Consider the following 12,495-nt stretch of genomic DNA (forward strand, 5'->3'; position numbering starts at 1 on the left):
CTTGGTGGATACGCTACTACGTAATCACCAACTCTATATGCCACCGAAGGAGGCTAAAGAGACTGAATAAATAATTTTTATTCAATGCGCATATCCTTCTCAACCTAAAATTTTTAGGATTTTAGGCTAGTCTTATTTGAGTGCGCCTAAAAACAAGAAACATAGTGGTACATCAAATTAATTTATTATTGACTTAATACCATTACGCTTTATTTTAAAGCATGGGATCTAAAAAGAGAAGAGGGCGAAAAAGCTTTAAGAATCAAAGAATCGGGCAGATTAAAAAATAACCGTGAGCGAACTCACGGTTATTTAATGCTTCAAAACTATTTTTTCTCTTTCAAAATGTATACCGGACGATTCTTGACTTCCATGAAAATCTTACCGATATATTTACCGACGATTCCAAGACAAAGAAGTTGAATTCCGCCAATGAAAAGGAAAATGCATACCATCGATGCCCATCCGAATGCTGAACCGCCGTATAGAAGTTTTCTTACAATTACGAAAATAATTCCGATAACGGATGCAACTGATGAAAGCAATCCAACATATGATGCAATGTTTAATGGGGTTTGAGAGAATGAAACGATTCCATCGATTGAGTACTTCAATAAACTCCAAAAGTTCCAGCTTGTTTTACCAGCAACCCGTTCCTGGTTTTGGTATTCCAGGTATTTTGTCTTAAAACCGACCCAACTGAAGATTCCCTTTGAAAACCGGTTGTATTCAGACATTGAAAGAATTGCATCGACCATTTGCCGGGTCATTAAACGGTAATCACGGGCGCCATCAACGATTTCAGTGTCGGAAATTTTGTTGATCAACTTGTAGAACATGTGGGCAAAGAATGACCGGATCGGTGGTTCACCCTTGCGATCGACCCGCCGTGTTCCAACGCAGTCGTATTCGCCGGATTCAAGATAACCAAGCATTTTTGGTAATAATTCAGGCGGATCTTGCAGATCAACGTCCATTACCGCAACATAATCCCCCGTTGCTTGTTGTAATCCGCAGTAAAGTCCGGCTTCTTTCCCAAAATTCCGTGAAAATGAGGCATAGTGAACATGTTCCGGATCTTTTTGTTGAAGTTTCCGTAATTCACCAAGGGTATTATCCGATGAGCCATCATCAATAAACCAGTATTCAAGTTCAATGTTTGGTAATTGCGGGGCAACTTTTTCAACGGCGTCATAGAATAACGGAATTGATTCTTCCTCGCAATAGCAAGGTACAATGATTGAAAGTTTTTTTGTCATGATTGTTATGTTACTCCTCTAATTTAGCTACTAATTGATCTGTAAATTGATCAAGGGTATCAAGGTCTTCGTCAGTGTCAGGTGAAAGATTGATTTTAACATCCGGCGCACCTTGAATTGCACCGGCTTCTTTTAATACGCGGCTGAACTCATCAACTGCGGTGCAATAATATTCGCCGTAGAATGTATCACCTGATCCAGCAACTCCATATATTTTGCCTGACAAATCAGTTTCTTGCAGATCGTCGAAGAAATCCATTCCTTCATCTGGTAGATTTCCTTCATCGTAGGTATAAGGACATACGATGCACAGGTCAGCATCTTCAAAATCGCTGACGTCTGCCTGTGAAATTTCATCAACTTGAACATCAAGACCTTGTTCTTCAAGATTTTCAGCAATGATATCAGCAATGTCTTCGTTATTTCCGGTAATCGTTGCGAAAACGATCTCTGCTTTGGCCAATGGAACGCCTCCTTTCCGTAAACCTATATTTTTTCATTATATCAAATTATATCAAAAATCAGCGGTAAACGTGAGAATTGTTTATTAGAATTTACCGAATAGTAATAAGTTAAGGTATAATAGAAAAGAATAATAATTTGATTCGGAATGGAGGATAATTAAATGATTACATTAAAGTCGCCGCGCGAAATTAAAGAAATGGCAGTTTCAGGCGCAATTTTAGCTGGAATGCACGTTGGACTGCGTGACATTGTTAAACCTGGGGTATCAAGTTGGGAAGTTGAAAAATTTGCTCGCAAGTACTTCAAAGAACATGATGCAATTCCTGAACAAATTGGATTTGAAGGATATAAGTATGCAACATGTGTCAGTGTTAATGATGAAATCTGTCATGCTTTTCCACGGAAAAATTTGATTTTTAAGGAAGGCGATTTAGTTAAAATCGATACGGTTGTTAACTATCATGGAGCAATGAGCGATTCATGCTGGAGTTACGTTGTTGGAAAACCAAGTCCAGAAGTTGAACGCTTAATGGAAGTTACAAAGAAGGCTTTGTACCTTGGAATTGATCAAGCTCAAGTCGGTAACCGAATCGGGGACATCGGGGCTGCAATTCAACATTATACAGAAGACGAAAACGGCTATGGCGATGTCCGGGAATTCATCGGCCATGGAATTGGACCAACGATGCACGAATCACCGAATGTTCCGCATTATGGTGAAGCCGGAAAAGGAATGCGCCTTCGTGAAGGAATGACAATTACCATTGAACCAATGATCAATACCGGTACATGGCGGGCAGTGATGGATGATCCGAACGGCTGGACAGCCCGGACAGCAGACGGCGGTCTTTCATGCCAATATGAACATACAATTGTAATTACGAAAGACGGCCCAAAGATTTTAACATCACAAGATCCAGCAATGGACGAAAAATACCTGTATAAATTTAAGTAAATCCTAATAATCATTAAGGTAAGGATTTGCTTTTAAAATCAAAGTGGCCAAAGCGTTGATTTAATCATAAATGTTCAATAATTTAATCTTTGTGCAAATTAAACTTTTCTCAGATAAGTAAGTAAATCCTTACCAAAAATCGATAATTTACTTGTCAAAGAATTATTTATTGGTATAATTACACTAGATATTTGATTATCTTTTTAGATAAATACACCAATAAATTTAGATAGGGGTATAACAATGAAAGTTAGAAAAGCTGTTATTCCTGCAGCCGGATTAGGGACACGGTTCCTTCCAGCCACAAAAGCTTTAGCGAAGGAAATGTTCCCAATTATTGACAAACCTACAATTCAATACATCGTTGAAGAAGCACGTAAGTCAGGAATTGAAGATATTTTAGTTGTTACAGGAAAAGGTAAGCGGCCAATCGAAGACCACTTTGACTCAGTTCCTGAACTTGAACAAAACTTGAAAGCAAAGGGCAAGAACGATTTACTCGAACTTGTTCAACAAACAACGGATATTAACTTGTACTTTATCCGTCAATCACATCCACGTGGTTTAGGGGATGCGGTTTTGATGGCTAAGGACTTTGTTGGGAACGAACCATTTGTTGTCATGTTAGGTGACGATATTATGGACGACAAGGTTCCGTTGACGAAACAATTGATTGACCGCTATGAAGAAACGCATGCTTCAACATTAGCTGTGATGAAGGTTCCGCATGAAGAAGTTAACAAGTACGGTGTAATTGACCCGGTTACTGAAACTAAACCAGGTTTATTTGATGTTAATAAATTTGTTGAAAAGCCAGATGTTGATAAGGCACCATCTGACTTAGCAATCATCGGTCGTTACTTATTGACACCTGAAATTTTTGATATGCTTGAAACTCAAAAACCAGGTGCTGGTAATGAAATCCAATTAACGGATGCAATTGACCGGTTGAACCAAATTCAACGCGTATTTGCTCATGAATTTAAGGGTAACCGTTATGATGTTGGTTACAAGTTTGGCTATTTGAAGACTTCAATTCAATTTGGATTGAAACACCCAGAAGTAAGTGCTGACTTAAAGGCATACATCAAGGAATTAGCAAAAACACTTAAGTAATTCATGACATTAATTATGAAAGGTCGTGACGAGAGTCCGACCTTTTTATTTTTTGTAATCATAATTTAACGGGAAATCCTTATTTAAAGTGGTTTAATAAGGGTATGTGCGTTTTATTAATTGAAATAAGTAAAGGAATTACAAAATGAAAAAGTTTGGTGCGAACTTAAAGGAGTTTGCCAAGACTGCATTGAAAAAGACGATTCAGGGCGATATCTTCAATATGGCGATTGTGGCAACGTACTATGTTTTACTTACAATTGTGCCAATCGTGATTTTTATTGGAAATATTTTACCGATCATGCACTTAAATGCGACACGGATCATGCCGTATTTAAACGTTGCCCTTCCAGAACCGGTATATAATTTTTTAGGTCCGATCGTCCGGAAGTTTTTGACGCATGGTTCAGGGGGAATCGCCTCATTCTCGATGATCTTCACCTTATGGGCCGGCAGTCGCGGCATTAATGCATTAAAAAGGTCGATGAATCAAATATTTGGAGTGGGAGATTCACAAGATTTTATTGTGACAACTGTATTATCAATTTTGATCACGCTGAGTTTCGGAGCGTTGCTAGTGACGACGTTTGTGATCTATAGTTTTGGTCAAATTGTTCTTGAATATTTAACACCGATTTTTAAACTCCCGTTATCGTATTTGGAGATCTTCTTACGGTATCGCTGGTCGGTAACATTTGTCATTATCTTTTCAATTTTGTGTTTGATTTATATTGTATTGCCCAATGTTAAAGTTCACTGGTTATCAGTTTGGCCAGGGGCTTTAGTTGCGGCATTGGGATGGATGGCGTTAACCGGTATCTTTACGATTTACGTGAAGTATTTTGCATATCGAATTTTAAGTTACGGAACGATTGGAACGTTCCTGGTATTACTTTTCTGGATGAATTTTACAAATTTAATTATTCTCTTTGGTGCAATTGTCAACGCATTTTTGGAAGAGAAAATTTATGGAAGAGTTGTCCCCAAGGAACATCGTTTTGGAAAGAAAGTTCAGCGGAAAATTCATGAACGCCGCCAAAAACAAAACTAAAGGATCGGGAAAATCCCCGATCCTTTAGTTTTGTTCATCAATAAACTGGTTGATTTCATCCATTGAAAAGCCTTTCCGGTATAAGGCCATTTTAACTTTTTGATTGCGTTGGGAAAGAGGCAGTCTTTGATACCGGCGCATGATTTTGGCACCTTGAAGCCGGAGCTGTTCTCTTTCTTGATCTGTATCTTTTTCAAGGTCAAGCCGATTGATTGCTTCGGTTGCAATCTCGGAACTGAAGCCTTTAGTGAAAAGACCGTTTTTGATTTTCTGAATTTTAACTTTGAAGGCTTCCCGATGATATTTACGAGTAAGTTTTTGAGCAATTTTGATTGAATTTTGAAGTTGATCTTCAAAGGAAAATTCTTCGAGGGCGGTTTCAATATCATTTTCAAGGACGCCTTTTTGGCGTAATTTTTGGGTAATGACTTTTGGCCCTTTATCTGAAGTTTTGGCAATTGTCCGGACATAACTTTTAGCGTACTCAAGATCATTGATATAACCTTGACTGTGCAAACGTTGAAGAACAGGTTCAATCTGAGAATCAGTAAAATCGTGTTGTTGAAGGTATTGAATGATTTCCTTTTCAGTTCTTAACTGGTAAGAAAGGTAATCAAGGGCTTTATTGTAAGCTTTTGAAATTGAATCAGCATCCGTGATGGCCTGAATTTGATCATTTGTGATTTCTTGATCTTTATGCAGGCGAAATTGAATCAGGACTTCTTCGCTGACAGGGAAACGGTATTGGCCGTCAATGAAAATATTGTAACGCCCTTTTCGTTTTTGAGCTTGAATTGCTGTAATTTTCACGTTATCAACCTCCAATTCTTACTGCCATTATAAACGTTGAAATTGTTTAATGCTATAATTGAAATATTCTGAGAGGGGTTCTTTATGGAAAAAAAGAGAATTATTAAATTAAAAATCAAAAAAATGGGAATTAACGGTGAAGGCATTGGTTATTTTCAACGCAAAATCGTTTTTGTTCCGCAAGCATTGCCGGAAGAATACGTTTTGGCCCAAATTGAAAAGGGGCAGGCAAAGTATATCAATGCCAGCCTTATTAAGATTTTGAAAAAGAGTCCGGTTCGAACTCAACCCCGGGATAAGTATGATGTTGGCGGAATTGAACTTGAACATCTTCAATATTCGGCCCAGTTAAAATTCAAAGAAGATATTATTCGACAGTCATTAGCGAAGTTTAAGCCGCAGGGATATCGCCAAATGGAAATTCGCCCAACGATTGGAATGGACGAACCATACCATTATCGGAATAAAGCACAATTTCAAATTCGAAAGTCAAAGAGCGGGAAGATTCTTGCGGGCTTATATCGCCCTAATTCACATTTTCTCGTAGATCTTCCGACCTTCAGTACACAAAAGCCGTTAACGATGAAAGTCATGCGCGCAATTGTTGCCTTGATCAAAAAGTGGAATATTTCGGTATATGATGAGCGGCAGCATTGCGGTTTATTAAAGACGGTTGTGATTCGGGAATCTGAGGCGTTTAATCAAATTCAAGTCGTTTTTATTACAACAAGTGATCGGTTCCCTCAAAAAAATCAATTGATCAATGATCTTCAGCAGCAATTTCCAGAGATCATTTCAATAATGCAAAATGTAAACCGAAGTCACGGGTCCCAGATCTGGGGTGATGAGACGTTTAATTTGGCAGGAACCGATTATCTTGACGAGCAGCTTGGAAATGTTCATTTTAAATTATCAGCCCGGGCATTTTTCCAATTGAACCCGCAGCAGACGGTTCGGTTATATGATCAGGTTGCGCAAGCACTCGATCTTCAGCCACATGAAACGCTAGTTGATGCCTATTGTGGGGTCGGAACGATTGGATTATCCGTTGGCCAAAATGCAAAGGAAATTCGTGGAATGGATATTATTCCAGAGGCAATTCAAGATGCACGGATGAATGCGCGTCTTTCTGGTGTTTCAAATGCGACATATGAAGTTGGAACGGCGGATAAATGGTTTGCAAAGTGGACAAAGGAAGGCTTTGTTCCGGATGCATTAGTCGTGGATCCTCCGCGAACGGGACTTGATGAGCGGCTTATTCAAACGATCCATCAATTCAAACCGCAAAAGTTTGTCTACGTTTCGTGCAATCCGTCAACATTGGCACGCGACTTAGTAAAATTAACGAATGATTATCATGTGGAATACATTCAATCAATTGATATGTTTCCACAGACAGCAAGGTGTGAAGCAATTGTTAAGTTCAAGAGAAAGTAAACGGAATTTGATTAGGGCGTTAATTATTTTAATTGCGCTGATTAGTGGAATTCAGCTTGCAACTTCTTCAGGGCGGGCAATGAATATTTACCAGCCGCCGCTTGAATCGTTTGACCAAAATGTGAATTACATTCAGGGAACAAAAACCGAAAAAGAATTGACACAATTGATGAAGAACCGGCACTTTATCGGAACGGTGACGTTGGTTAAAAATAACCATTTGGTATATCAACAAGGATTTGGCTATGCCAACCAGGCTCAGGGGTTAATGAATTCGGGAAAGGTTACATACCAAATTGCTTCAATCCAAAAAAGTATGACGGCGGTCCTGTTGATGAAAACGGCAGCTGAAAAACATTTTTCACTTGATACACCGGTCAGCAAGTTTTATCCGCAAATTCAAGGGGCCAATTTGATCACTTTACGGAATTTATTAACGATGACTTCTGGAATCGCGGATCAGCAGCCAATCAAGAAACCGGCAAATGATAAGCAGTTTCTTCAATACACGGTCAATCAGGTTAAAATTAATCCGCAACTGATTGGCAAGCTGCATTATCAACCCGTCAATTTCGTTTTATTAGCTGGAATCATTCAACGTGAAAATCATATGAGCTATTATAAATACTTTGAGAAAAATATTATCAAACCGCTTAGCCTCCGGTATTCATATTTTTATCAGAATATGAATAAATACCGGACAGTTCAAGCCCAGGGATATCATTTTAATCTGCAAAAGCCAACTGCATATGTTCCGTTTAAAGAAAAACGGGCCGGTTATGATGAACAGCTGGGAACAGGCAATTTATACATGTCAAATGGTGATCTTTATCAGACTTTGCGGGCATTTATGACTTCCAGCATTCTTACTCCGCGGCAGACGGCAGCCCTGTATTCGCCAGGAAAGACGCGGTCGACGTATTTGTCAGGAGTTTATTCGATTCGGCAAACCGTTCCGCAATTACTTGGACAACAGTATGCCGGATATCACTTTCATGGAACAGAATTTGGCTTTGATACGATCGGTGACATTTCAAAAGATGGGGCAGATGCGGTGATTTTTACATCAAATGCGGCAAACTATGGAGCAAATAATAATTATTCATTGGACATCCCGATTTACAAGCAATTAATTGATGATCCCCAAATTTTTTAGGAATTTTGATTAAACTTTGGTATAATACTCATGATGATCGGTGTAATCAACACCTGTGTTTATAGAAAGCAGGCTAAGTATGCGTCACTCACGAGGCCCCAAAGAGGGCGAGTTTATTACGATAAAAAGTTATAAGCACGACGGTAGTTTACATCGAACATGGCGCGATACGATGGTATTAAAGACAAGTGATAATGCAATTATCGGATGCAATGACCATACGCTTGTGACCGAAGCAGACGGTCGGCGATGGGTTACCCGGGAACCGGCGTTGATTTACTTTCACAAGCATTACTGGTTTAACATTGTAACCATGATTCGCGATAATGGAGTTTCATATTACTGCAACTTGGCATCGCCTTCTGTAATGGACCGTGAAGCCTTAAAGTACATTGACTATGATTTGGACGTTAAGGTTTTTCCGAACGGTGAGAAGCGGTTGCTTGATGTAGATGAATATGAAGATCATAGTAAAAAGTGGAATTACTCTCCGGAAATCGACAAAATTCTCAAACATAATGTGTTAACTTTGGCTGACTGGATCAATAACGGTAAGGGTCCATTTTCAAAGGAATATGTTGAGATTTGGTATAATCGCTATCTTCAATTATCACGCCGACAGTAGAAGAGTAGATACCGTTTATAACTTGAGCCGCGTGGAAAGGGTGCGCGGCTTTTTTGATAATGTGAAAGGAGTTTTGAATGTTTTTAAACGAAAAACGGAAAAAGAAGCTGATGTTTTGGTCAGCTGAACTGTTGTTGTTAGCATCCTTAATTTTTGTTTTTACCAAAATTCGGTTTGTTTTTAGCCCAGTGTTTACCTTTTTCCAAACACTTTTTGCACCATTTTTAATTGCCGGATTTTTATTTTATTTACTGAATCCGTTGGTTAAAATGCTGATGAAAATCAGGATTAAAAAGTTCAAAGTTAAGCGTCCATTAGCAATTGCCGTTGTTTTCTTACTTTTAATTTCGGTCCTGGGATTAGTGATTTCATTCTTTATTCCCCGGTTGATCGAACAGATCAAATCGCTGGTGATCGGACTTCCAGGGTATTTAAGCGAGCTGCAACGGTTCCTGACGAATTTATTTAATAATAGCCATATCGATTGGCTCCAAAAAGTCGATCTACACTCTTATATGAATAAATTTGAAGGGTCATTAACTTCGATTTTGAAGAAGTTTATTTTGTCACTAACAACCAGTTTAGGATCGGTAATTGGAACGATTACAAGTGTTACGGTTACGTTAGTGACGGTACCGTTTATTTTGTTCTATATGTTGAAAGACGGTGAAAAACTGGTTCCAACAGTTGAAAAATTCTTCCCAGAACACAATCGAAGCAAGGTTGCGCGGCTTTTACATGAAATGAGCGCAACGCTATCGCGTTATATTTCAGGGCAAATGATCGAATGTCTCTTTGTTGGAACCTTTTCAGCAATTGGTTACAGCATGACGGGAATTCCGTATGCATTATTGGTCGGATTGTTTGCAGGGATTACCAATATTATTCCGTACCTTGGACCGTATATTGGATTAATGCCAGCGTTATTCTTAGCATTTTCCAAATCACTGCCGACGGTTTTCTGGGTAATCGTTGTCTGCATTGTTGTTCAACAGCTTGATGGTAATTTGGTATATCCAAACGTAATTGGAAAGTCACTTCATTTACACCCGTTAACGATCATTATTATTTTGTTGGTTGCCGGGAACATTGCGGGCCTTTTAGGGATGATCCTTGGAGTTCCGTTATATGCCGTTACCAAGGTTGTCGTTAAGTTTGTTTACGATATTGGTCAAATTAGAACGACGCCAGAAAAAGAACAATCAAAAGAATAGGCAGTCTGTATTAATTGCTGATTCCGAAGTTTTGTGATAACTTTAAGCATAGGTTAGATTTTAATATAGAAAAAGATGGGATGAAAAAATGACAAAAAAAATTGCAGTCCTTGGCGCAGGTTCATGGGGAAGTATTTTAGCCAGCGTCCTTGTTGAAAACGGAAATCAAGTCATGCTTTGGACGAATTCCGAAGAACAAGCAAAGGAATTAAACGAAAAGCACACGAACGAACATTATATTCATGACTATACATATCCAAAAGAATTAATTACAACGCTTGATTTGAAAGAAGCTGTTACAGGAGCAGACTTTGTATTGTTTGCAATCCCAACGAAGGTTATTCGTCCGGTAGCCCAACAATTGCTGGAAGTCTTAAAAGACCTTTCAATCAAACCAATTTTGATCCATGCAAGTAAAGGGTTGGAGCTTGGAACTCACAAACGTTTGTCACAGGTTATTACTGAAGAAATCCCTGAAGAATTTCGTTCAGGAATGGTTGTCTTCTCTGGCCCAAGTCATGCTGAAGAAGTTGCTAATAAGGACATTACATTAATTACAGCTGCAAGTGAAAATCTTGATAATGCGCATGCAGTCCAAAAGATTTTCATGAACAAGTACTTACGGATCTACACCAATACTGATGTGATCGGGGTTGAAGTTGGCGGTGCGTTCAAGAACATCATTGCAATTGGAGCCGGAATTTTGCACGGCTTAAAATACGGTGATGACGCTAAGGCTGCTTTAATGACTCGTGGATTGGCTGAAATCAGCCGGTTAGGAGTTGCATTAGGAGCAGATCCAAGTACATTTATGGGCTTAAGCGGTGTCGGTGACCTGATTGTTACATGTACAAGCGTTCATTCTCGTAATTGGCGGTGCGGTAACCAATTAGGTGAAGGTAAGAAGCTCGATGATATCATTCAAAACATGGGAATGGTTATTGAAGGAATCAATACATGCAAGGCCGCTTATGAACTTGGAAATCAATTGAATTTGACTCTTCCAATTTGCCAAGCAATGTATGATGTTCTTTACAATGATGCTAATATTCCAGAAGAAATTGAAAAATTAATGACTCGTCCAGGGAAGAGTGAAATGGAAAAATACGACGAATGCTAGATGAAGTCGTTGAGTGATTGGAGGAGACTGTGACATTAGTTGCGGTCTCTTTTTTAGTATTCAATTGGCTTGCAAAATTTGACGGTAAAACTAGAATTTTGTAGTATTATTCTTGGATAAATAGCGATAATTAGGTGAAAATATGGGAAAACTACAAATTAAATATATTACAAAGGAAATGCCGCTTATTACTGATAAGAAGGCAAAAGATAAGAAAGCTAAGAATAAAAAGAATGATGATCAGCATCTTTGGCTTTTGCGCGGAGTTAATTTAGACATTAATGATGGCGAAGCGGTTGGAATCGTTGGGGCAAACGGTTCGGGAAAGTCAACGTTAATGCGGATCATTGCTGGATTAGATGAACAAACCACCGGCTTTATTACAACTCACTCACGGATCACTTATGCAGGAACGAACGGAATTCTTGATCCGGAATTGACCGGTTTGGAAAATATTCGCAAAGCAATTGCCAAATCAGAAATTGATGATTTTAAAGGTGATCACATTACCAACGCCATTTTAAACTTTACCGAACTTGGCGAATGGTTATACTGTCCGGTTAAAGCATATTCAACGGCCCAGTATGCCCGGTTATCAATGGGGATTGCCATGCACCTTGAACCAGATTTGGTTCTTCTTGATAATGTTTTTGGAATTTTAGATCAACCATTTTATTTGAAGGCTTCAAATAAGGTTCAGGAACTTAAAGACAAAGGGGTTTCCTTTATCATTGCCGACTCAAAGAGCATCGTGATCGAAGGCTTTTGCGAACGGGCCTTATGGCTTCAATACGGGGAAGTTCAAGATTTTGGACCAACGCAATCAGTTGTTCAACAATATAATTATTCTTTGGACTGGTATAATGCATTGTCACGCCCAGAGAAAAATGATTTTATTGCTAAAAAACAGCAAGAGCAAATGGACTTTAACATTGACAGTGTTTATGAAGAATTTAAGATCGAACAGTTCCGGCATGGTTACACGCGAAAAGATGAGCCGCGGATGCGGAAAGCATTTTTCGTTGAAAAGGGAATTGATCCGGTTTATCAGGATCAGGTAAATAAGGGACAAACCCAGAAAAAGGCTAAGCGGAAATGGCCGAAAGTCGTTTTAATGTTAATTTTGCTGGTTGCATTACTGCTCGGAGCAGGCTATTTCTTGGCAACCAATAAACGGCATGTTCGGAAACCGAATAAACAGGCAGCGGTTGAATATGTTCTTCCAACCAAGAATGCTTGTGATCACAGCCAAATCATAAATCGAAAAATTTAAGGTGGAAATTAAAT

At 38.8% G+C, this 12,495-nt stretch carries 12 protein-coding genes; 9 read left to right on the forward strand and 3 right to left on the reverse strand.

Features of this window, described 5'->3' with window-relative positions; all coding sequences use genetic code 11:
* Window positions 1-326 precede the first annotated feature (326 nt).
* Together A3O17_RS05505 and A3O17_RS05510 are read right to left on the reverse strand one after the other, a co-directional pair.
* Window positions 327-1,259 carry a glycosyltransferase family 2 protein gene (locus A3O17_RS05505; RefSeq protein ID WP_064212868.1) on the reverse strand — a complete coding sequence of 311 codons (933 nt, stop codon included), beginning with the start codon at window positions 1,257-1,259 and terminating at the stop codon, window positions 327-329.
* 10 nt (window positions 1,260-1,269) lie between these two features.
* Entirely contained in the window at window positions 1,270-1,722 is a 453-nt protein-coding gene (locus A3O17_RS05510) for a flavodoxin (protein ID WP_064212867.1), read from the reverse strand.
* A 162-nt stretch (window positions 1,723-1,884) separates the two neighbouring features.
* Here A3O17_RS05510 and map point away from each other — a divergent pair, with 162 nt between their 5' ends.
* From map to A3O17_RS05525, 3 genes are all read left to right on the forward strand, one after another.
* Window positions 1,885-2,679: a type I methionyl aminopeptidase gene (gene map, locus A3O17_RS05515; protein WP_057826716.1), complete on the forward strand. Its 795-nt coding sequence runs from the start codon at window positions 1,885-1,887 to the stop codon at window positions 2,677-2,679.
* A gap of 243 nt (window positions 2,680-2,922) precedes the next feature.
* Entirely contained in the window at window positions 2,923-3,795 is an 873-nt protein-coding gene (galU, locus tag A3O17_RS05520) for a UTP--glucose-1-phosphate uridylyltransferase GalU (protein ID WP_057826717.1), read from the forward strand.
* A gap of 145 nt (window positions 3,796-3,940) precedes the next feature.
* Window positions 3,941-4,846, forward strand: coding sequence for a YihY/virulence factor BrkB family protein (locus A3O17_RS05525; protein ID WP_064208429.1), 906 nt, complete (start codon window positions 3,941-3,943; stop codon window positions 4,844-4,846).
* Between the two features lie 24 nt (window positions 4,847-4,870).
* Here A3O17_RS05525 and recX read toward each other — a convergent pair whose 3' ends face one another.
* Window positions 4,871-5,656, reverse strand: a complete 786-nt coding sequence (recX, locus tag A3O17_RS05530) for a recombination regulator RecX (RefSeq protein ID WP_064212866.1) — start codon at window positions 5,654-5,656, stop codon at window positions 4,871-4,873.
* An 84-nt stretch (window positions 5,657-5,740) separates the two neighbouring features.
* Between recX and rlmD the strand changes: the two genes are divergently transcribed.
* The 6 genes from rlmD (at window position 5,741) to A3O17_RS05560 (ending at window position 12,481) form a co-directional block, all read left to right on the forward strand.
* Window positions 5,741-7,093, forward strand: a complete 1,353-nt coding sequence (gene rlmD, locus A3O17_RS05535) for a 23S rRNA (uracil(1939)-C(5))-methyltransferase RlmD (RefSeq protein ID WP_064212865.1) — start codon at window positions 5,741-5,743, stop codon at window positions 7,091-7,093.
* Window positions 7,071-8,249: a serine hydrolase domain-containing protein gene (locus A3O17_RS05540; protein WP_064212864.1), complete on the forward strand. Its 1,179-nt coding sequence runs from the start codon at window positions 7,071-7,073 to the stop codon at window positions 8,247-8,249. Before rlmD ends, A3O17_RS05540 begins: the two co-directional genes overlap by 23 nt.
* A gap of 79 nt (window positions 8,250-8,328) precedes the next feature.
* Window positions 8,329-8,874: a nucleoside tri-diphosphate phosphatase gene (gene ntdP / locus A3O17_RS05545; protein WP_064212863.1), complete on the forward strand. Its 546-nt coding sequence runs from the start codon at window positions 8,329-8,331 to the stop codon at window positions 8,872-8,874.
* A gap of 77 nt (window positions 8,875-8,951) precedes the next feature.
* Window positions 8,952-10,088 carry an AI-2E family transporter gene (locus tag A3O17_RS05550; protein ID WP_064212862.1) on the forward strand — a complete coding sequence of 379 codons (1,137 nt, stop codon included), beginning with the start codon at window positions 8,952-8,954 and terminating at the stop codon, window positions 10,086-10,088.
* 88 nt (window positions 10,089-10,176) lie between these two features.
* Window positions 10,177-11,208 (forward strand): NAD(P)H-dependent glycerol-3-phosphate dehydrogenase, encoded by a 1,032-nt coding sequence (locus tag A3O17_RS05555; protein WP_064212861.1) that lies wholly within the window; start codon window positions 10,177-10,179, stop codon window positions 11,206-11,208.
* A gap of 142 nt (window positions 11,209-11,350) precedes the next feature.
* A complete protein-coding gene (locus A3O17_RS05560; RefSeq protein ID WP_064212860.1) occupies window positions 11,351-12,481 on the forward strand; it encodes an ABC transporter ATP-binding protein in 1,131 nt (376 codons plus the stop codon).
* Window positions 12,482-12,495: the final 14 nt, after the last annotated feature.

The organism is Ligilactobacillus aviarius (genome assembly GCF_001654615.1).
Taxonomy (GTDB): Bacteria; Bacillota; Bacilli; order Lactobacillales; family Lactobacillaceae; genus Ligilactobacillus; species Ligilactobacillus aviarius_B.

Coding starts and splice junctions, on each gene's coding strand:
- A3O17_RS05505 (WP_064212868.1), bottom strand. CDS start 1,259: ATGACAAAAAAACTTTCAATCATTGTACCTTGCTATTGCGAGGAAGAA.
- map (WP_057826716.1), top strand. CDS start 1,885: ATGATTACATTAAAGTCGCCGCGCGAAATTAAAGAAATGGCAGTTTCA.
- galU (WP_057826717.1), top strand. CDS start 2,923: ATGAAAGTTAGAAAAGCTGTTATTCCTGCAGCCGGATTAGGGACACGG.
- A3O17_RS05525 (WP_064208429.1), top strand. CDS start 3,941: ATGAAAAAGTTTGGTGCGAACTTAAAGGAGTTTGCCAAGACTGCATTG.
- rlmD (WP_064212865.1), top strand. CDS start 5,741: ATGGAAAAAAAGAGAATTATTAAATTAAAAATCAAAAAAATGGGAATT.
- ntdP (WP_064212863.1), top strand. CDS start 8,329: ATGCGTCACTCACGAGGCCCCAAAGAGGGCGAGTTTATTACGATAAAA.
- A3O17_RS05550 (WP_064212862.1), top strand. CDS start 8,952: ATGTTTTTAAACGAAAAACGGAAAAAGAAGCTGATGTTTTGGTCAGCT.
- A3O17_RS05555 (WP_064212861.1), top strand. CDS start 10,177: ATGACAAAAAAAATTGCAGTCCTTGGCGCAGGTTCATGGGGAAGTATT.
- A3O17_RS05560 (WP_064212860.1), top strand. CDS start 11,351: ATGGGAAAACTACAAATTAAATATATTACAAAGGAAATGCCGCTTATT.